Source organism: Photorhabdus thracensis, assembly GCF_001010285.1.
Classification (GTDB): Bacteria; Pseudomonadota; Gammaproteobacteria; order Enterobacterales; family Enterobacteriaceae; genus Photorhabdus; species Photorhabdus temperata.
Genome location: NZ_CP011104.1, coordinates 1,607,483 through 1,627,390, shown reverse-complemented (window position 1 = coordinate 1,627,390; position 19,908 = coordinate 1,607,483). Strand labels below are relative to the sequence as shown.

Sequence of the window (19,908 nt, the reverse complement as noted above, 5' to 3'; positions counted from 1 at the left end):
TCAGCCTGAACGTTTACGGTTATTACGTGGTGTATTATTGCGATGCGATAAAGTATTACGGCGCTGATGGTGCCCTGAACGCGAACGGTGGCGGCGTTTAGGAACCGGTAAATCTTTCAGCAATGCATGACTGTTATATTTGCTGACAGGGATATGGTGCTGAATATAATCTTCAATCGCTGGCAGGTTCAGAGCATATTCTTCACAGGCCAGGCTGATTGAGTGGCCACTTTCACCTGCACGACCAGTACGACCAATGCGGTGAACATAATCCTCGCAGTCATCTGGTAAGTCATAGTTAAAAACATGGGTTACGGAAGGAATATGCAATCCGCGGGCTGCTACATCCGTTGCAACTAAAATATCAATGTTGCCGTTGCTGAATTCTTCCAGAATGCGTAATCTTTTTTTCTGTGCCACATCACCGGTTAGCAGACCAACTCGATGCCCGTCAGCAGCCAGATGAGCCCAGATATCTTCACAACGATGTTTTGTGTTGGCGAAAATAATGCAGCGATCAGGCCACTCTTCTTCCAATAACGTTTGAAGCAGACGCATCTTTTCTTCATTAGAGGGATAAAACAGCTCTTCGCGGATGCGGTGCCCTGTTTTTTGTAACGGTTCCACCTCTACATATTCTGCATGGTTCATTTGCTCAAATGCCAGTTCCCGGACCCGGTAAGAGAGCGTGGCAGAAAACAGCAGGTTCATGCGCTCATTTGCAGGAGGCATCCGGCGGAATAGCCAGCGAATATCTTTGATAAAACCCAGATCGTACATACGATCAGCTTCATCAAGAACGACAACTTGAATTGCATTCAGGTTGATATGCTCTTGTTTGGCATAGTCAATCAAACGTCCGGTCGTGCCGATAAGAATGTCAACACCGGATTCCAGCACTTTCAGCTGCTTGTCGTAACCATCACCGCCATAGGCAAGACCCATCTTTAATCCCGTTGCCTGTGCTAGATCTTCTGCATCAGAGTAAATCTGTACAGCCAGTTCGCGGGTAGGAGCCATAATCAGCGCTCTTGGCTGATTGGTCTGACGCTCCTTCGCTGCGGGATGAGTCAGTAAATAATGAAAAGCAGACGCCAAAAATGCTAACGTCTTCCCAGTACCTGTTTGCGCTTGCCCCGCGACATCACGACCTTCGACAGTGAAAGGCAATGTCAGTGCTTGTATCGGCGTACAATTAGAAAAACCCTTGTTATCAAGAGCTTCTATGACCTTGGGGTGCAAGGCGAAGTCGGAAAACTTCTTTTCTGTCAAGTGTGTTTTACTCATAGTGTGGTAGAATATCAGTTAACCATTGTTTTACGAAAGTGTATCCACGGAAATAAAGGCAAGCTTATGTCAGTAATGTTACACTAGCATGGTAAAAAATTATTCTTTGGAGTAAAAAATGAGCGATAAAATTATTCATTTGAGTGATGCTGGCTTTGATACTGATGTGCTTAACGCCGCTGGTCCGGTTCTTGTCGATTTTTGGGCAGCATGGTGTGGACCATGTAAAATGATTGCACCTATCTTAGATGAAATCGCCCCAGAATATTCAGGTAGACTGACGATTGCTAAACTGAACATTGATGACAATCCGGCAACTGCTCCTAAGTATGGTATCCGTGGTATTCCTACACTGTTACTGTTTAAAGACGGTCAGGTTGCCGCTACCAAAGTGGGAGCACTGTCAAAAACTCAATTGAAAGAATTTTTGGATGCTAATCTCTGATTGAAGTAAGATCACATTAATACCGGACGTTTAGCTTATGCTATTATTTATTTCATTGACCGCTAGACGTCCGTAAAGAAGCGTGATAAGTTAGCGCCACTGCTTGTATCACATACATCTGTTAGAAGTATGTTGCATACTGAACAATCTGTAGTGTCTGATAAGTCTGTTATCTCTGGATAGTCTAAAGTATCCGATGGGTTATACGGGAGTAATCTGGCGTATAGCTCGTTACGTTGAGATAGTTTTTATAGAAATCAGTAATGTTTCAGCATTATCTCAACAGCGTTTTTGACAGCCTGTCAGTCTTATTTGAGCTCAATCTTAGTACTTCAAATTACTACCTTTTTATATGAATAATGTATTAAAGGTCTTATTTGTTTTTTGTACAAAATAAACAGGCACCGATGACGCTGCCATACTATTCACGTTCATAGTTCGAGATATACCCCGAGTTTAAGAACCCACCATTATGAATCTTACCGAATTAAAGAATACGCCGGTATCTGAACTGATTACACTCGGCGAAAAGATGGGGCTGGAAAGTCTGGCCCGTATGCGTAAACAAGATATTATCTTCTCTATCCTTAAGCAGCATGCGAAAAGTGGAGAAGATATCTTCGGTGACGGTGTGCTGGAGATATTGCAGGATGGATTTGGATTTCTCCGTTCAGCAGACAGCTCCTACCTTGCCGGTCCCGATGATATCTACGTTTCTCCCAGCCAAATTCGCCGTTTTAACCTCCGTACCGGTGACACAATTTCAGGTAAAATCCGCCCACCTAAAGAAGGTGAACGCTATTTTGCACTGTTGAAAGTTAACGAAGTTAACTTTGATAAACCAGAAAATGCCCGTAGTAAAATCCTTTTTGAAAACTTAACTCCTCTGCATGCTAATAATCGCTTGCGTATGGAGCGTGGTAATGGTTCCACTGAGGATCTGACAGCCCGTGTTCTGGATCTGGCTGCACCGATTGGCCGTGGACAACGTGGTCTTATCGTAGCGCCACCAAAAGCGGGTAAGACCATGTTGCTGCAAAATATTGCTGCTAACATTGCTCACAATCATCCAGATTGTGTATTGATGGTACTTCTGATTGATGAACGTCCGGAAGAAGTAACTGAAATGCAACGTCTGGTGAAAGGTGAAGTTATTGCTTCTACTTTTGATGAGCCCGCTTCCCGTCACGTTCAGGTGGCAGAAATGGTCATTGAGAAAGCAAAACGTCTGGTTGAACATAAAAAAGACGTTATTATTCTGCTTGATTCTATTACCCGCTTGGCTCGTGCTTATAACACGGTTGTCCCTGCATCCGGCAAGGTACTGACCGGTGGTGTAGATGCTAACGCGTTACATCGTCCAAAACGTTTCTTCGGTGCTGCACGTAATGTGGAAGAGGGTGGAAGCCTGACTATTATTGCGACTGCGTTGGTGGATACGGGCTCCAAGATGGATGAAGTGATTTACGAAGAGTTCAAAGGCACTGGTAACATGGAACTGCTCCTCTCCCGTAAAATTGCTGAAAAACGTGTCTTCCCGGCTATCGATTACAACCGTTCTGGTACACGTAAAGAAAATCTACTCACCACGACCGAAGAGTTACAGAAAATGTGGATTCTGCGCAAAATTATTCACCCGATGGGAGAAATTGATGCGATGGAATTCCTTATCAATAAGTTGGCTATGAGCAAAACAAACGACGATTTCTTTGACATGATGAAACGTTCGTAGTTTCTACCTCATTTTACGATGATTTTAATAAGCGCCACGATTTCGTGGCGTTTTTTGCATCCACGCTTATAGTATTGTAAATATGGTATGTATTTTGCAAATATTTCACATACTGCCATCTATTTAAAATTAAGTGTCACAAAAATGATATAAGGCCATTAATTTTTCCATAATAAAGCAGTGTCTTCGCAAGCTGGAGTGCCTGTGGGATTGGATTTTGGTTGATAAATAACCAGGGTGTCTTTATTTTTACAGAGAGTTGTTATCGTGAATATTTTCAGCATGGATATCGAAGTTTTTTGCGTTTTTCTGTTCTCGTTTGCGTTTTTGTTTATAGCGCGCAAAGTAGCAAAGAAAATCGGTCTCGTTGATAAACCTAATTATCGTAAGTGTCATCAGGGATTGGTGCCTCTGGTTGGAGGGGTATCAGTATTTACCGGGGTTTGTTTTGCTTTTGTTATCACTAAAGAATTTATTCCTCACAAGTGGTTATATTTGGTTTGTGCTGGTGTGCTGGTATTTATCGGTGCATTGGATGACCGTTTTGACATCAGCGTTAAGATCCGGGCAACTATCCAGGCTCTGGTTGGTATTGCGATGATGTATTTTGCCGGCTTGAAATTAAATAGTCTTGGTTATGCTTTTGGCCCCTGGGACATGACACTTGGGCCGTTCAGTTATGTTGTGACTTTATTTGCTGTCTGGGCTGCCATCAATGCATTCAATATGGTTGATGGAATAGATGGATTGTTAGGTGGGTTATCCTGCGTCTCTTTCGGTGCCTTGGGAATTTTACTGTATCAAAGTGGTAACACCGCACTGGCATTATGGTGTTTTGCATTTATTGCTGCCATTCTCCCTTATATTATTTTTAATCTTGGTTTATTAAGCCAGCGTTTCAAAGTGTTTATGGGGGACGCAGGCAGTACATTGATTGGTTTTACAATTATCTGGTTGCTTATTGAATCTACTCAAGGGAATGAGCATCCGGTTAATCCAGTGACTGCATTATGGATTATTGCCATTCCATTAATGGATATGGTTGCCATTATGTACCGTCGGTTACGTAAAGGGATGAGCCCATTTTCTCCTGACAGACAACATATTCATCATCTGATTATGCGGGCTGGGTTCTCATCACGTCAGGCATTTATCTTGATTACTGTTGCCGCAGCTTTATTCGCTGCTATTGGAATTATCGGGGAATGGTTGGAGTTTGTGCCTGAATGGGTAATGTTGGCACTTTTTTTGCTTGCATTTATGTTGTATGGCTATTGCATAAAGCACGCATGGCGGGTGGCTCGTTTCATCAAACGGCAAAAACGTCGTATGCGTCGTTCAGTTAACCATTAACATCTATCTAACAGAGGTTCTGTGCAGTGATAAAATCAGAAACGTCTATTCAGGGTGAACAAGTTCTGGAGCATGAGCTGGATATCAGAGCCTTATGCAGTGCTCTATGGCGCGGGAAGATATGGATTATCGTACTGGCAGTTATTTTCGCTGCTATAGCTCTTGGTGTGACATATCTGATGCAACAAAAATGGAGTGCAATGGCAACCACTGACCTGCCTACCACTAGTCATTTGGGGAGCTATTATTCTCAGCAGCAGTTTTTGCGCAATCTGGATACTCACATTAACATTTCACCGGAAACCCAGTTACCGTCCATTCCTGAAGAAGCTTATAAGGAATTCGTTACTCAGGTCGCGGCATATGATACTCGCCGTGAATTCTGGTTAAAATCTGATTATTACAAGCAGCATCGGGAAGGCAATGCCAGAGTTGATGCGGGCTTATTAGATGAGTTAGTCAACAATATTCAGTTCATTCCTCATGATGATAAAAAAGTGTTGAATGACAGTATTAAACTGACAGCAGAGTCCTCTGCACAAGCAAATCAACTCTTGCGCCAGTACATTGCTTTTGCTAACAGTCGCGCTAGCACTCATTTGAATGATGAAGTAAAAGGTGCATGGGCTACTCGTACCCAATCTATGAATGCATTGGTTAAGCGCCAGGAAATGGTCGCTAAAGCGGTTTATAACCGCGAAATGAATGTGTTACAGCAATCACTGAAAGTTGCAGAAAAACAAGGGATTCAGCGTAATCAAACTGATACTCCGATGGATCAATTGCCTGACTCAAAAATGTTTATGTTAGGTGCGCCGTTGTTACAGGCTCAGCTTGAAACTCTGGAAGCGACAGGCCCCGACTATGATATGGATTATGACCAGAATATTGCAATGTTAGCGACGTTAAATGTTGGCCCGACATTACAGGATCAATTCCAGACTTACCGCTATTTGAGAACACCAGAGGAACCTGTTACCAGAGACAGTCCTCGCAGAGTGTTTTTGATGATCATGTGGGGCACAGTTGGTGCCTTGGTTGGTGCCGGCGTGGCATTGGTACGGCGTTCACGTAAATAATCAAATATAACTGCTTCTCAGAGATATTTTCTGCAATTCCGGAAGCAGGAGTAAATAGCATCAAAGAGTATTTTTTGCAGGAATGTCTGCAACTTACTGACTAATAAGAGAGTCACTGTGAAAGTGTTGACTGTGTTTGGTACCCGGCCGGAAGCTATCAAGATGGCTCCGCTGGTACACGCATTGGCAAGGGATGAAGCCTTCGAAGCAAAAGTATGTGTCACCGCCCAACACCGGGAAATGTTGGATCAGGTGTTACATCTTTTTGAGATCACTCCCGATTTTGATCTCAATATTATGAAATCAGGGCAAGATTTAACGGATATTACATGTCGTATTCTGGAAGGATTGAAGCCCGTTTTGACAGAATTTAAGCCTGATGTTGTATTAGTTCACGGAGATACCACAACAACTATGGCAACCAGTTTGGCTGCATTCTATCAGCGTATCCCTGTTGGTCATATTGAAGCTGGACTAAGAACCGGAGATCTCTATTCCCCTTGGCCGGAAGAGGCAAACCGTAAGATTGCCGGGCATCTGGCAATGTATCATTTTGCTCCGACGGAAAACTCCCGTAAGAATTTACAGAAAGAATCAATTGCAGATAATCGGGTTTTTGTCACTGGTAATACGGTGATCGATGCGTTGCTGTGGGTACGCGATCGAATAATGAATGATGAAGCTATGCGGAATAAGCTGGCGAAACATTACCCGTTTATTGAGACTAATAAAAAAATGATCTTGGTTACGGGTCATCGTCGTGAAAGTTTTGGTGGTGGATTTGTGCGAATTTGTGAAGCATTGGCACAAATAGCCCGCGCCCATCCAGAAGTGCAGGTAGTCTATCCGGTCCATTTAAACCCGAATGTCAGTGAGCCGGTAAAGCGTATTTTGCATAATATTGATAACATTATTCTCATCGAACCACAGGACTATTTACCATTCGTTTATTTGATGAACCATGCCTATATGATCCTGACAGATTCTGGTGGTATTCAGGAAGAAGCACCTTCTTTAGGAAAACCTGTGCTGGTGATGCGTAATACTACTGAACGGCCGGAGGCGGTTGATGCGGGAACGGTACGTCTGGTAGGGACAGAAACAAGCACTATTGTGGAGGAGGTGACTCGATTGTTGACAGACGATGCTGCCTATCAGCAAATGAGCCGCGCTCATAATCCTTACGGGGATGGCGATGCCTGTCAACGTATTCTCGACGCTTTGAAAAAAATCAGGTGACACTATGAGTTTTGAAACTATATCAGTTATCGGTCTTGGCTATATTGGTTTGCCAACTGCGGCAGCATTTGCATCCCATAATAAGAAAGTTATCGGGGTAGATGTTAACCAGCATGCGGTAGAAACGATTAATCGTGGTGCAATTCATATTGTGGAACCGGATCTGGACAAAGTGGTGAAAATTGCTGTGGAAGGTGGTTACCTGAGAGCAGTGGTTTCTCCGTTACCCGCAGATGCTTTTCTGATAGCTGTTCCAACTCCTTTTAAAGGTGATCATGAACCGGATATGAAATATGTCCGTTCCGCCGCTGAATCTGTGGCGCAGGTTTTAAAAAAAGGCGATCTGGTTATTCTGGAATCTACTTCACCCGTGGGGGCGACAGAACAGATGGCAGAATGGTTAGCGACAGCGCGCCCTGATCTGACTTTTCCACAACAGGTGGGAGAGGAATCTGATATTGATATCGCTTACTGCCCTGAACGTGTATTACCTGGACAGGTTATGGTCGAGTTGATTAATAATGACCGCGTTATTGGCGGTATGACGTCAAAATCTTCGGCCAGAGCCAGTGAATTGTATAAAATCTTCCTTGAAGGTGAATGTGTTATCACTAACTCAAGAACAGCAGAAATGTGTAAGCTGACAGAAAACAGTTTCCGGGATGTGAACATTGCATTCGCCAACGAACTTTCTCTGATTTGTGCTGAACAAGGCATCAATGTGTGGGAACTTATCAGTCTGGCAAACCGTCATCCCCGTGTAAATATTCTTCAGCCCGGCCCTGGAGTGGGGGGGCATTGTATTGCTGTTGACCCGTGGTTCATTGTTTCCCAAAACCCAGAACAGTCACGTCTTATCCATACAGCACGTTTGGTTAATGATGGCAAGCCATTGTGGGTTGTGGATCAAGTAAAAGCAGCTGTTGCGGATTGTCTGGCTGAAAGTGGAAAGCGTGCAAGTGAAGTGAAAATCGCCTGCTTTGGCCTGGCATTTAAACCAAATATTGATGATTTACGTGAGAGTCCTGCGGTACATATCACTCGTATGATTGCTCAATGGCATGCAGGTGAGACATTGGCTGTAGAGCCTAATGTTCATGAATTACCCGTTTCCTTGAAAGGAATGACTCAATTGATTAACCTGGAAAAAGCTTTGGAAGAAGCTGATATCTTGTTGATGCTGGTGGATCATAATCAGTTTAAAGCGGTAAATGGTTGTGAAATTAAACAGAAATGGATTGTGGATACAAAAGGAGTCTGGCGTTGAGACGTATTCTAATCACAGGTGGAGCCGGTTTTATTGGCTCCGCTGTTGTGCGGCATATCATTGATAATACAGAAGACAGCGTGGTTGTAGTTGATAGCCTGACTTATGCTGGTAATCTGGAGTCTCTTGACTCTGTTGCGGATAGCACACGTTATGCGTTTGAACAGATTGATATCTGCCAGCGTGAAGCACTGGATCGGGTTTTTGAGCAGTATCAGCCGGATTGTGTGATGCATCTGGCGGCAGAAAGCCATGTGGATCGCTCTATTGATGGCCCTGCGGCATTTGTCGAAACCAACATTGTTGGTACCTATACTTTATTGGAAGCTGCCCGGGCTTTTTGGCAGAAACTGAGTAAAGAGAAACAAACTGCTTTTCGTTTTCATCATATTTCAACGGATGAAGTGTATGGTGATTTGCATGGTGAGGATGGTTTTTTTACCGAAACGACACCTTATGCGCCAAGCAGTCCATATTCAGCGTCCAAGGCATCCAGTGACCATTTGGTAAGAGCATGGCATCGTACTTATGGTTTACCAGCAATTATTACCAATTGTTCAAATAACTATGGTCCTTACCACTTCCCGGAAAAATTGATCCCATTAATAATTTTGAATGCATTAGCAGGCAAATCTTTGCCGGTATATGGCGAAGGGAAGCAAATTCGTGATTGGTTGTACGTGGAAGATCACGCCAGAGCGCTTTATTTGGTTGTAACAGAAGCTGAACCGGGTAAAACCTATAATATTGGCGGTCATAATGAACGTAAAAATATTGATGTAGTTTGTGCCATTTGTGAACTTTTGGAAGAGTTTTGCCCTGAGAAACCAGCAGGTACTGCTTATTATCGTGACTTGATTACTCATGTCGTAGATCGTCCTGGCCATGATATGCGTTATGCCATTGACGCTGCGAAAATTGAGCGTGAGCTGGGTTGGAAACCACAGGAAACCTTCGAATCAGGGATTCGCAAAACAGTTCAATGGTATCTGGAAAATGAAAATTGGTGGCGTAGGGTTCAGGATGGATCTTATGCTGGTGAACGCCTTGGGTTGGGTGAAAACTAAGCTACTCTGGAGGAAACATGAAAGGTATTATTCTGGCAGGGGGCTCAGGTACCCGGTTGAATCCGATAACACGGGGTGTTTCTAAACAACTACTGCCAATTTATGATAAGCCGATGATTTACTATCCTTTGTCAGTACTGATGCTGGCAGGGATACGTGATGTTCTGATTATCTCCACGCCAGAAGATTTACCTTCTTTCCGCCGACTGTTTGGTAATGGTGACGAATTTGGTATTCGTTTGAGTTATAAAGAACAGCCATCACCAGATGGTTTAGCTCAGGCTTTTTTGATTGGTGAAGAGTTTATTAACGGGGAACCCAGTTGTCTGGTATTGGGAGATAATATCTACTTCGGACAAGCGTTTAGCCCAAAACTGAAGAAAGTTGTTTCCCGTAGAAAAGGGGCGACCATTTTTGGTTATCAGGTGATGGATCCTGAGCGATTTGGTGTGGTGGAGTTTGATGACGAGTTCCACGTTCTTTCCATTGAGGAAAAACCAGAAAAACCAAAATCAAACTGGGCGGTAACCGGTCTTTATTTCTATGATAATCAGGTTGTGGATTTTGCCCGGCAGGTAAAACCTTCTGCACGGGGTGAGTTGGAAATTACCAGTATTAACCAGATGTATTTGGAACGTGGTGAGTTGAATGTTGAACTGTTAGGGCGTGGTTTTGCCTGGCTGGATACGGGTACCCATGACAGCTTGATTGAGGCTAGCACTTTTGTGCAGACTGTTGAGAAACGTCAGGGTTTTAAAATCGCTTGTCTTGAAGAAATTGCTTGGCGTAATGGTTGGTTGGATGATGAGCAGTTAAGAAAGACAGCAAAATCCTTATCGAAAACTGGCTACGGTCAATATCTGCTGGATCTCCTTCATGTCCGTTCGCGCCAGTATTGAACTATTAGAGTGGGATAGCCACTACTTCGGGTTGTCTACTGCTCGTCTTGATTTTACACCTGATGCCAGGTTGTTAACTTTACCTCAGTTAGAACAGTATGCTTTGGTGCAGGCCAAAGTGCCCGCACAGCGATTAGATCTTATTGATGGGTTATCCGCGTTGGGTTTTTCGCTGGTGGAGGGGGAAGTTGATCTTTCCTTAAGGATTGGCATAGAAAATGCTTATATTACTTGCAGTAACAACTCTTCTGAGAATGTGCTGATCCCGGCGGAACAGCGGGATATCCCGATGCTGAAAGAGGTAGCTGCCAAAATATTTTCTTTAAGCCGTTTCCGTGCCCCGTGGTATCAGCCGCAGGATAGTGGCCGTTTCTATGCTACCTGGGTTGAGAAAGCGGTATTAGGGACATTTGATCATCAATGTTTACTGGTAAACGGAGATAACGGGCAACCCGCAGGGTTTGTTACTTTGCGGGATTTAGGGAATCGTGAGGCTCGTATGGGGTTGCTGGCAGTATTTCCAGGAAATACCGGCCATGGAATTGGTTCAAAATTAATGTCGGTGGCGCAACAGTGGTGTCAACACCATCAAATACAGCAATTAAGAATTGCGACACAAACCAGCAATATCGCTGCTTTGCGCCTTTATACACGCAGTGGTGCGTTTATTGAAAACACTGCTTATTGGTTATATAGGGGACGAAATGATTCCATTTAACAGACCACCAGTAGTCGGCACTGAATTAGATTACATGAAGCAGGCAATGGAGAGCGGTAAGCTTTGTGGGGACGGTGGTTTTACCAAACGTTGTGAAGAGTGGATGGAACAACATTTCGGCTGTCCGAAAGTGTTGCTGACGCCATCTTGCACAGCTTCTCTGGAAATGGCAGCTATTTTGCTGAATATTCAGCCCGGTGATGAAGTGATCATGCCGAGCTTCACTTTCGTTTCCAGTTCTAACGCGTTTGTACTGCGTGGGGCAACCGTTGTTTTTGTGGATATCCGTCCAGATACCATGAATATTGATGAAACCAAGATCGCAGCTGCCATTACAGCTAAAACACGAGTGATTGTTCCGGTTCATTACGCTGGTGTGGCTTGTGAAATGGATACCATCATGGCCTTGGCAGAGAAATATAATCTGTTTGTCGTGGAAGATGCAGCCCAGGGGGTAATGTCTACTTATAAGGGGCGCGCACTGGGAACTATCGGACACATTGGTTGCTACAGTTTCCATGAAACCAAAAACTACTCTTCTGGTGGTGAAGGCGGTGCAGCACTTATCAATGACGGATCCCTGATCTCCCGTGCGGAAATCGTCCGTGAAAAAGGAACTAATCGTAGCCAGTTTTTCCGTGGTCAAGTTGATAAATACACTTGGCGCGATATTGGTTCCAGTTATCTGATGTCAGATCTTCAAGCTGCTTATTTGTGGGCACAACTCGAAGAAGCTAAGAAAATCAATGAACGTCGTCTTGCCTTGTGGGATACCTATTATCAGGCATTAAAACCGTTGGCTGATGCGGGTTACCTGACATTACCTGTAGTACCGGAAGGATTAGAACATAATGCTCATATGTTCTATATCAAACTGAAAGATGTTGAAGAACGTTCTGCATTCAATAGCTATATGAAAGATGCTGGCGTACTGACGGTATTTCATTATGTTTCTCTGCATACCAGCCCGGGCGGTAAAAAATTTGGCCGTTTCCACGGAGAAGATCGCTTCACTACCAGTGAAAGTGACCGTTTGGTACGTTTGCCAATGTTTTACAACATAACAGATGCTGAACAGCAAAGTGTTATCGAACATATTAGGGAATACTTCGCCTGATATGTCATTGGCTAAAGCATCAATATGGACTGCAAGCTCTACATTGATAAAAATCAGTGTGGGGCTTTTAATCGTTAAATTATTGGCTGTTGCTTTCGGCCCCAGTGGGGTTGGGCAGGCGGGTAATTTCCGTCAGCTTATTACTGTCCTTGGGGTGTTGGCTGGCGCCGGTATTTTTAATGGTGTGACTAAATATGTTGCTGAGTATCAGCAGCAACCAGAAAGGTTGCGTGCGGTACTGGGCACTTCTTCTACCATTATTCTCGGGTTTTCCGCTCTGTTGGCCGTGATTTTTCTGTTGTTTAGCGGGCCTATCAGTATTGGGTTATTTGGTCATAGGGATTATGAACCCGTTGTGCAAGCGATCGCATTTATTCAAATGGGAATTGCCTGTGCCAACTATTTTCTGGCTATTTTGAAAGGATACCGGGATGCTCAGGGGAATGCGCTGGCGGTTATTCTTGGTAGTTTGATAGGAGTGATTGCCTATTATCTCTGTTTCACCCTTGGTGGTTATGAAGGTGCTTTGGCTGGTCTGGCCTTAGTGCCGGCACTGATAATATTTCCAGCGGGATTGATGCTTTTGCGTCGCAAAGAGGTTTCATTCTCATATTTTAAGCCCATGTGGGATAAGGTACTGGCTAGCGAGCTTGGTAAATTTACCCTTATGGCTCTGTTGACTTCCATTACCTTACCGGTTGCTTATATTATGATGCGAAACCTGCTGGCAGCGCATTATAGCTGGGATGATGTGGGTATTTGGCAAGGTGTAAGCAGTATTTCCGATGCTTACCTGCAATTTATCACAGCTTCTTTCAGTGTTTATTTGTTGCCAACGCTTTCACGATTGCAGAGTAAGGGTGAAATATCAAATGAGATAGTTAAGGCGCTGAAATTTGTTTTGCCTGCTGTGGCATTTGCAAGTTTTACCGTATGGTTGTTGCGCGATTTTGCTATCTGGTTGCTATTTTCTGACAAATTTACTGCTATGCGTGATTTGTTTGCTTGGCAATTGATTGGTGATGTATTGAAAGTGGGCGCTTATGTTTTTGGTTATCTGGTGATTGCCAAAGCGGCGTTGCGTTTTTATGTGCTGACTGAAGTCAGCCAGTTTTTGCTGCTTACTGGTTTTGCCCACTGGCTGATTCCTGCTAATGGAGCGTTAGGTGCAGCGCAAGCTTATATGGCAACTTATGTTGTTTATTTCACCCTTTGTTGTGGTGCATTTCTTATTTATTGCAGGCGAGCATGACAACCCTCATTCACGTTCTGGGATCTGATATCCCCCATCATAATCGAACGGTATTGCGCTTTTTTAATGACGTTTTAGCGCAAGAAATGGGTTTTTCAGCTAAACCAAAGTTTATGGTAGTGGCTAGGGATCGAGTTTCATTGGATGATTGCCCGGCATTAGATATGGCATTTTTCGACAGTAAAAAATCTCTGTCTCGAGCTGTTGTTGCTAAAGCGCAGTCAGACAGGGATTGCCGATTTTTTTTTCATGGACAATTTAATGCGGGTTTGTGGTTAGCATTGTTATCAGGAAAAATAAAACGCAATCAATTCTGGTGGCATGCTTGGGGTGCTGATCTTTATGAAGACTCTTGTCAGTTAAAATTCCGTCTGTTTTATTTTCTGCGTCGTCTGGCGCAGCGTCGGGTAGGGCATGTATTTGCGGTTCGTGGTGATCTCTATTTTTATTCTCAACATCATCCGAAAGTACCAACGTCATTACTCTATTTCCCAACCAGAATGGACCCGGCCTTGACGATTGCAGAAAAATCTCCTTCTGATGATGACAAGATGACAATTTTGTTGGGGAACTCCGGTGATCGATCAAACCGTCATATTACTGCACTGAAAGCTATTCATAAGCAGTTTGGTGATAAGGTACAAATAGTCATCCCAATGGGTTATCCGGAAAATAATCAGGCTTATATTGAGCAGGTTGAACAGTCTGCTTTATCGCTGTTCCGACCGGAAAATTTAAGAATTCTTAAGAAAAATCTGGCGTTTGATGATTATTTGGCATTGTTGCGTCGTTGTGATTTAGGGTATTTCATTTTTAACCGCCAACAGGGGATTGGAACAATTTGTCTGTTGATCCAATTTGGTGTGCCGCTTGTGCTTAGTCGTCAGAATCTTTTTTGGCAGGATTTAACAGAACAGCAGGTTCCGGTATTTTTCTTCGGTGCTCCTTTAGATAACCAACTAATTACAGAAGCACAACGGCAGATGCTTTCCTTAGATAGAAATACGATAACTTTCTTCAGCCCAAATTTTGTTGATGGCTGGCGGCAAGCGCTGGTAAAAGCGGCAGGAGAACAGCAATGACTTTAACGCAATTTGGCGGATTATTTGTTGTTTATCTGATATCACTGGTTTTTATCCTGACGCTGACTTATCAGGAATTCCGGCGTGTACGCTTTAATTTTAATGTGTTCTTCTCATTGCTTTATTTGCTGACATTTTATTTTGGTTTCCCTCTGACATGCTTGTTGGTTTTTCAATTCGATGTTGAGGTGGTACCTGTAGACTCCTTATTACATGCTCTGCTGGCTTCAACTTGTTTTTATGGAATTTATTACGTCAGTTATAAAACCCGGTTAAGAAAGCCGTCTATGCAGCTTAAAACACCCGTATTCACCATGAACCGAGTAGAAACTAACTTCACATGGTTATTGCTGGTATTGGTTGCGGTTGTGACCGTTGGGCTGTTCTTTATGCAAAACGGTTTTCTATTGTTTAAATTACAGTCGTACAGTCAGATTTTTTCCAGTCAGGTTTCCGGTGTTGCCCTGAAACGGTTCTTTTACTTCTTTATTCCTGCCATGTTAGTGGTCTATTTCCTGAAACCGACACAATTACGCTGGTTGTTTTTTCTGATGAGCACGGTTGCTTTTGGGATTCTGACTTATGTCATCGTTGGGGGAACAAGGGCTAATATTATTATTGCGTTTGCGTTATTCCTGTTTATCGGCATTGTTCGTGGTTGGATAACCTTGTGGATGCTGATGACTGCGGGAGCAATGGGAATTGTTGGCATGTTCTGGTTGGCGCTCAAACGTTATAGTTTGGATGTCAGTGGTGCAGAAGCGTTTTATACCTTCCTCTACCTCACTAGAGATACTTTCTCGCCGTGGGAAAATCTTGCGTTACTGCTGAATAACTATGACAAAATCGATTTTCAGGGGCTGGCGCCGGTTATCCGTGATTTCTATGTTTTTATTCCAAGCTGGCTCTGGCCTGGGCGCCCTGATGCAGTGTTGAATTCTGCGAATTACTTCACCTGGGAGGTGCTGGATAACCACTCTGGTCTGGCAATCTCCCCGACTTTGATAGGTTCTCTGGTGGTTATGGGCGGAGTGCTATTTATTCCGGTTGGTGCGATTGTTGTTGGGTTGATAATTAAGTGGTTTGACTGGATTTATGAGTTAGGTAAACAGGAGACTAATCGTTATAAAGCCGCTATTTTACAGGCATTCTGCTTTGGCGCGATCTTCAACATGATAGTACTGGCTCGTGAAGGATTGGATTCATTTGTTTCCCGTGTGGTATTTTTCTGTATTATTTTTGGTTTGTGTTTGGTGGTTGCTAAGTTGTTGTATTGGCTACTTGAGAGTGCAGGGCTTATTAGAAAATACCTGACCAGCAACCTGGCCGTATCGCAAAAACGTCCGTTGCAATGTAAGGAAAGAAAATGGAGCTAAACAATATCTCCAAATATAGTATTCGTGGTTTGAATATTTGGGGCTTCCGCGATATGGCACACTTTCTTGACCATATTTTCCAACGCGGGGAGGTAAAAACCGGTACTCTGGTTGCGGTTAATGCGGAAAAAGTTCTGACGGCAGAGGAAGATAAAGCGTTGAGTACACTGCTGGGCGAAGCAGAGTATCTGTATGCCGATGGTATCAGCATTGTACGTGCTATCCGCCGTAAATACCCTGATGCTGAAGTTTCCCGCGTAGCCGGTGCTGATCTGTGGGAAGCCATCATGGAGCGTGCTGGCAAAGAAGGCACCCCCGTTTTTCTGGTTGGCGGTAAACCAGAGATATTAGAACAGACGGAAAACAAACTGCGGACTCAGTGGAACGTCAATATCGTTGGCAGTCGGAATGGTTATTTCACGCCAGAAGAGCGTAATGTTGTTTTTGAGCGGATTCATGCCAGTGGGGCAGCCATTGTGACAGTTGCAATGGGGTCGCCTAAGCAAGAAATTTTCATGCGTGACTGCCGTAAAATTCATTGCGATGCTCTCTATATGGGAGTTGGTGGTACTTATGACGTATTCACCGGCCACGTAAAACGTGCGCCAAAAGTATGGCAGAACCTCGGGCTTGAGTGGTTTTATCGTTTGTTATCACAACCAAGCCGTATCCGTCGTCAGTTTAAGCTACTGAAGTTTCTGGGATATTACTACCGCAATCGTCTGTAGATAGTTGCCTGCCTGTCGTATAACAATTTGCGGCAGGCTATCAAAAAATTCGTTTCACAACGTCTATATAACCGTTTGATCCTGCCGGGCTTTTGTCATCTGTACTAATTATTAGGTAATTTTTTATTCCACTGAGCGGAAAAACGTGTTTTGATCCCTGCCATTTTTATGGCTGGTCAAAACCAGTCTTGTATATTTTGACTATTTGCACATTAAAACACATAACAATGGACAGGGAATTTATGGCAGATCAACAACAGGGCCTGCAACGAGGTTTAGAAGCCCGTCATATCGAGCTAATCGCATTAGGTGGAACTATTGGTGTCGGTCTGTTTATGGGCTCAGCCAGCACGTTGAAATGGGCTGGCCCTTCTGTTTTGCTGGCTTACATTATTGCCGGAATTTTTGTTTTCTTCATTATGCGATCCATGGGTGAAATGCTGTTTCTTGAGCCTGTCACGGGTTCTTTCGCTTCTTTTGGTCATAAATATCTCAGCCCATATTGGGGATGCCTGACCGCTTGGGGTTATTGGTTTATGTGGGTGGCAGTAGGGATATCAGAAATAACAGCTATCGGTGTTTATGCTGAGTTCTGGTTTCCCGAGCTTCCTCAATGGGTATCAGCATTGATTGCGGTGGCATTAGTCGCTTTAGCGAACCTCGCGGCAGTACGTCTTTATGGTGAATTGGAATTTTGGTTTGCCATGATTAAAGTGACCACAATTATCGTCATGATCCTGATTGGCCTGGGATTGATATTTTTTGGTATTGGTAATCAATGGCAACCTATTGGATTGGATAATCTGACTGCCCATGGCGGTTTCTTTGCTGGTGGTTGGCAAGGGTTTCTGTTTGCGCTTTGTATTGTTGTTGCATCTTATCAGGGAGTGGAACTGGTAGGCATCACTGCGGGTGAAGCTAAAAATCCACAGGTTACGTTGAAAAAAGCGATTAACAATATTCTCTGGCGTATCCTGATTTTCTACGTGGGTGCGATCTTTATTGTCGTTACCTTGTTTCCGTGGATAGAAGTTGGTTCACAGGGCAGCCCGTTTGTGATGACCTTTACCAAAGTGGGTATCACTTCAGCGGCAGCTGTGATTAACTTTGTTGTATTGACCGCTGCACTTTCTGGTTGTAACAGTGGTATGTACAGCGGTGGACGGATGCTCTATGCATTGGCGCAAAATCGTCAGTTACCTTCATCGCTGACAAAATTGTCAAAGAATGGTGTGCCGGTAATCGGTATTGCCATTACAATTCTGTGCTTGCTGATAGGTTCCAGTTTGAATTACCTGATCCCAAATCCACAGGCAGTTTTTGTTTATGTTTACAGTGCCAGTGTCCTGCCGGGAATGGTTCCGTGGTTTGTTATTCTGGTGAGCCAGTTGCGTTTTCGTCAGTACCATCAAGAGGCTCTGAAGCAACATAGTTTTAAATCTATCCTGTTCCCCTATGTGAATTATCTGACACTGGCATTTTTATGCTGTGTGTTGATAGGCATGGCAATTAACCCGGATACTCGTTTCTCATTGCTGGTAGGTGGAGGTTTTCTGCTGATAGTGTCGCTGATTTATTGGTTAGTGAGGTTTTTTAGCAGTCAAAAACTAAAACCCTGATAGACTGATTTGTTATCACTGCGGTAGTGGGTAGGGGAAATAAGAGCGGGCTTTATCAACGAAGTGAGCAAGGTGTAATCAAACGCATCATTTCTTAAAAAAAGCACTGGACAGTATATCATTAAATCCGTACTATCCCCATCCGCAACGGCGTTAAGCGCCCGTAGCTCAGCTGGATAGAGCGCTGCCCTCCGGAGGCAGAGGTCTCAGGTTCGAATCCTGTCGGGCGCGCCATTGATTTGCGTGCAAGAGCTGCGGTGTATTTCCGCTGTTTGTAAGTTGTATCTAGTAGTAAAATAGCTGTTATGGTGGCTATAGCTCAGTTGGTAGAGCCCTGGATTGTGATTCCAGTTGTCGTGGGTTCGAGTCCCATTAGCCACCCCATCTTTTTTATGACACGCGAGGGTGGCGGAATTGGTAGACGCGCTAGCTTCAGGTGTTAGTGTCCTTACGGACGTGGGGGTTCAAGTCCCCCCCTTCGCACCATAAAAAAGAAAAGAATTTCGGCGAGTAGCGCAGCTTGGTAGCGCAACTGGTTTGGGACCAGTGGGTCGGAGGTTCGAATCCTCTCTCGCCGACCAAATTTTGAAGGACCCTGCATTGCAGGGTTTTTTGCTTTTCCCCTTCCTATTTTCTGTTTCCCCTTCTGTCCATTACTTGCAGTGTATACTTTATTTGATTTAAGTTCAGTGAATTGTCTTTTAGACATTAGCTACTTGTTTTATATAATAATTTTTTATCTTGTTGTATTTTGACGACGATTGACATATTAGCTGTCTCAAATAAGAGACTTTTAACATATTGAATTAAAATAAAAAATAATAAATGTATTATACGTTGTCTCAAATAAGAGACAGTCAATGACGTAGATTTTGTGATGATTTGCTTTCTCGTTGTAATAAATAGAGAAATAACCGATGAGGCTAAGCGACTTATCATCTGGATAAAAGTTGGCATGTTAAATGCATTACTACAAATGTAGATGCTCATCCTATTTCTTATGACAGCACATGCTTCATAAACCCAGGGATGATGCAGAGCTGATTATCGGTGCCTATTGTCCATGTCACAGATGAGTAAGATATAGCCATCTTTTCATCGCCGATCGGACTTAACGTTGAGTGAGGCACTATCCGTCTGTAGACCTGATTGTATTTGTACACCTATCTTTATTTCTAGGATAGGTGTTTTTTTGCCTATCGTTAGGGATATCTCTGATAGATTTATATACTGTTTAGATATTAATATTTAATATAAGCAAAACGGGAAATATGACTATTGGTTTCTGCTATAAAACTGACTTAGTTATAGTACTTCGTCCTAACTTATTTAAAGGAAATATAGATGTCAAAGATGATCGGATGCCTTGGTTGTGGTCAAATGTTGCATGAATCTGCGCAATCATGCCCGCATTGTGGTGCGGTGATAAAGGCATATTCTTCTGGCAGTAAAAGCAGAATTGTTGCTGCGTTACTGGCATTTTTTCTTGGCGGTTTTGGTGCTCATAAATTTTATCTGGGTAAAATCGGCATGGGGATTTTATATCTGTTATTTTGCTGGACATTTATCCCTTCGTTTATCTCATTTATTGAATTTATTATTTATCTTTGCACTTCTGATGAAAATTTTGCCAGAAAATATGGCTAGA

17 protein-coding genes and 4 tRNA genes are annotated in these 19,908 nt (G+C 43.4%); 20 read left to right on the top strand and 1 reads right to left on the bottom strand.

Features of this window, described 5'->3' with window-relative positions:
• Window positions 1-1,287 (bottom strand): ATP-dependent RNA helicase RhlB, encoded by a 1,287-nt coding sequence (gene rhlB / locus VY86_RS06615; RefSeq protein WP_046974377.1) that lies wholly within the window; start codon window positions 1,285-1,287, stop codon window positions 1-3.
• Window positions 1,288-1,405: 118 nt separating this feature from the next.
• Between rhlB and trxA the strand changes: the two genes are divergently transcribed.
• The 20 genes from trxA (at window position 1,406) to VY86_RS06515 (ending at window position 19,907) form a co-directional block, all read left to right on the top strand.
• On the top strand, window positions 1,406-1,732 hold the full coding sequence (gene trxA, locus VY86_RS06610) for a thioredoxin TrxA (protein WP_046974376.1): 327 nt from the start codon (window positions 1,406-1,408) through the stop codon (window positions 1,730-1,732).
• 472 nt (window positions 1,733-2,204) lie between these two features.
• Window positions 2,205-3,464: a transcription termination factor Rho gene (gene rho, locus VY86_RS06605; RefSeq protein ID WP_023043607.1), complete on the top strand. Its 1,260-nt coding sequence runs from the start codon at window positions 2,205-2,207 to the stop codon at window positions 3,462-3,464.
• Window positions 3,465-3,746: 282 nt separating this feature from the next.
• Window positions 3,747-4,817, top strand: coding sequence for a UDP-N-acetylglucosamine--undecaprenyl-phosphate N-acetylglucosaminephosphotransferase (wecA, locus tag VY86_RS06600; protein ID WP_267481169.1), 1,071 nt, complete (start codon window positions 3,747-3,749; stop codon window positions 4,815-4,817).
• 26 nt (window positions 4,818-4,843) lie between these two features.
• A complete protein-coding gene (gene wzzE / locus VY86_RS06595) occupies window positions 4,844-5,896 on the top strand; it encodes an ECA polysaccharide chain length modulation protein (RefSeq protein ID WP_046974374.1) in 1,053 nt (350 codons plus the stop codon).
• A gap of 117 nt (window positions 5,897-6,013) precedes the next feature.
• Window positions 6,014-7,135, top strand: coding sequence for a non-hydrolyzing UDP-N-acetylglucosamine 2-epimerase (gene wecB / locus VY86_RS06590; RefSeq protein WP_046974373.1), 1,122 nt, complete (start codon window positions 6,014-6,016; stop codon window positions 7,133-7,135).
• A 4-nt stretch (window positions 7,136-7,139) separates the two neighbouring features.
• Window positions 7,140-8,402, top strand: coding sequence for a UDP-N-acetyl-D-mannosamine dehydrogenase (wecC, locus tag VY86_RS06585; RefSeq protein WP_046974372.1), 1,263 nt, complete (start codon window positions 7,140-7,142; stop codon window positions 8,400-8,402).
• Complete coding sequence (gene rffG / locus VY86_RS06580; protein WP_046974371.1) at window positions 8,399-9,469, top strand: dTDP-glucose 4,6-dehydratase; 1,071 nt, start codon at window positions 8,399-8,401, stop codon at window positions 9,467-9,469. The genes wecC and rffG overlap by 4 nt, the downstream gene beginning before the upstream one ends.
• Window positions 9,470-9,486: 17 nt before the next feature.
• The gene (rfbA, locus tag VY86_RS06575; protein WP_046974370.1) at window positions 9,487-10,368 is read left to right on the top strand and encodes a glucose-1-phosphate thymidylyltransferase RfbA; all 882 of its coding nucleotides are present in this window, start codon (window positions 9,487-9,489) and stop codon (window positions 10,366-10,368) included.
• Complete coding sequence (rffC, locus tag VY86_RS06570) at window positions 10,346-11,086, top strand: dTDP-4-amino-4,6-dideoxy-D-galactose acyltransferase (RefSeq protein ID WP_046974369.1); 741 nt, start codon at window positions 10,346-10,348, stop codon at window positions 11,084-11,086. Before rfbA ends, rffC begins: the two co-directional genes overlap by 23 nt.
• The gene (gene rffA, locus VY86_RS06565) at window positions 11,073-12,203 is read left to right on the top strand and encodes a dTDP-4-amino-4,6-dideoxygalactose transaminase (protein ID WP_046974368.1); all 1,131 of its coding nucleotides are present in this window, start codon (window positions 11,073-11,075) and stop codon (window positions 12,201-12,203) included. The genes rffC and rffA overlap by 14 nt, the downstream gene beginning before the upstream one ends.
• 1 nt (window position 12,204) lies before the next feature.
• Complete coding sequence (gene wzxE, locus VY86_RS06560; protein ID WP_046974367.1) at window positions 12,205-13,455, top strand: lipid III flippase WzxE; 1,251 nt, start codon at window positions 12,205-12,207, stop codon at window positions 13,453-13,455.
• The gene (locus VY86_RS06555) at window positions 13,452-14,537 is read left to right on the top strand and encodes a TDP-N-acetylfucosamine:lipid II N-acetylfucosaminyltransferase (RefSeq protein ID WP_046974366.1); all 1,086 of its coding nucleotides are present in this window, start codon (window positions 13,452-13,454) and stop codon (window positions 14,535-14,537) included. Before wzxE ends, VY86_RS06555 begins: the two co-directional genes overlap by 4 nt.
• On the top strand, window positions 14,534-15,913 hold the full coding sequence (wzyE, locus tag VY86_RS06550) for an ECA oligosaccharide polymerase (protein WP_046974365.1): 1,380 nt from the start codon (window positions 14,534-14,536) through the stop codon (window positions 15,911-15,913). The genes VY86_RS06555 and wzyE overlap by 4 nt, the downstream gene beginning before the upstream one ends.
• A complete protein-coding gene (gene wecG, locus VY86_RS06545; protein WP_046974364.1) occupies window positions 15,904-16,641 on the top strand; it encodes a lipopolysaccharide N-acetylmannosaminouronosyltransferase in 738 nt (245 codons plus the stop codon). Before wzyE ends, wecG begins: the two co-directional genes overlap by 10 nt.
• A gap of 242 nt (window positions 16,642-16,883) precedes the next feature.
• Complete coding sequence (gene thrP, locus VY86_RS06540) at window positions 16,884-18,260, top strand: bifunctional threonine/serine APC transporter ThrP (protein ID WP_036839288.1); 1,377 nt, start codon at window positions 16,884-16,886, stop codon at window positions 18,258-18,260.
• Between the two features lie 157 nt (window positions 18,261-18,417).
• A tRNA-Arg gene (locus VY86_RS06535) sits at window positions 18,418-18,494 on the top strand.
• A 74-nt stretch (window positions 18,495-18,568) separates the two neighbouring features.
• Window positions 18,569-18,644, top strand: a tRNA-His gene (locus tag VY86_RS06530).
• A gap of 15 nt (window positions 18,645-18,659) precedes the next feature.
• Window positions 18,660-18,746 (top strand) — tRNA-Leu (locus tag VY86_RS06525).
• Window positions 18,747-18,764: 18 nt separating this feature from the next.
• Window positions 18,765-18,841, top strand: a tRNA-Pro gene (locus VY86_RS06520).
• Window positions 18,842-19,604: 763 nt separating this feature from the next.
• Window positions 19,605-19,907: a TM2 domain-containing protein gene (locus VY86_RS06515; RefSeq protein WP_046974363.1), complete on the top strand. Its 303-nt coding sequence runs from the start codon at window positions 19,605-19,607 to the stop codon at window positions 19,905-19,907.
• Window position 19,908 lies beyond the last annotated feature (1 nt).

What these genes read in the sequence shown, in the direction of transcription:
- rhlB (WP_046974377.1), bottom strand. Translation starts at nt 1,287, where the DNA reads ATGAGTAAAACACACTTGACAGAAAAGAAGTTTTCCGACTTCGCCTTG.
- trxA (WP_046974376.1), top strand. Translation starts at nt 1,406, where the DNA reads ATGAGCGATAAAATTATTCATTTGAGTGATGCTGGCTTTGATACTGAT.
- rho (WP_023043607.1), top strand. Translation starts at nt 2,205, where the DNA reads ATGAATCTTACCGAATTAAAGAATACGCCGGTATCTGAACTGATTACA.
- wecA (WP_267481169.1), top strand. Translation starts at nt 3,747, where the DNA reads ATGGATATCGAAGTTTTTTGCGTTTTTCTGTTCTCGTTTGCGTTTTTG.
- wecC (WP_046974372.1), top strand. Translation starts at nt 7,140, where the DNA reads ATGAGTTTTGAAACTATATCAGTTATCGGTCTTGGCTATATTGGTTTG.
- rfbA (WP_046974370.1), top strand. Translation starts at nt 9,487, where the DNA reads ATGAAAGGTATTATTCTGGCAGGGGGCTCAGGTACCCGGTTGAATCCG.
- rffC (WP_046974369.1), top strand. Translation starts at nt 10,346, where the DNA reads ATGTCCGTTCGCGCCAGTATTGAACTATTAGAGTGGGATAGCCACTAC.
- rffA (WP_046974368.1), top strand. Translation starts at nt 11,073, where the DNA reads ATGATTCCATTTAACAGACCACCAGTAGTCGGCACTGAATTAGATTAC.
- wzxE (WP_046974367.1), top strand. Translation starts at nt 12,205, where the DNA reads ATGTCATTGGCTAAAGCATCAATATGGACTGCAAGCTCTACATTGATA.
- VY86_RS06555 (WP_046974366.1), top strand. Translation starts at nt 13,452, where the DNA reads ATGACAACCCTCATTCACGTTCTGGGATCTGATATCCCCCATCATAAT.
- wzyE (WP_046974365.1), top strand. Translation starts at nt 14,534, where the DNA reads ATGACTTTAACGCAATTTGGCGGATTATTTGTTGTTTATCTGATATCA.
- wecG (WP_046974364.1), top strand. Translation starts at nt 15,904, where the DNA reads ATGGAGCTAAACAATATCTCCAAATATAGTATTCGTGGTTTGAATATT.
- thrP (WP_036839288.1), top strand. Translation starts at nt 16,884, where the DNA reads ATGGCAGATCAACAACAGGGCCTGCAACGAGGTTTAGAAGCCCGTCAT.
- VY86_RS06515 (WP_046974363.1), top strand. Translation starts at nt 19,605, where the DNA reads ATGTCAAAGATGATCGGATGCCTTGGTTGTGGTCAAATGTTGCATGAA.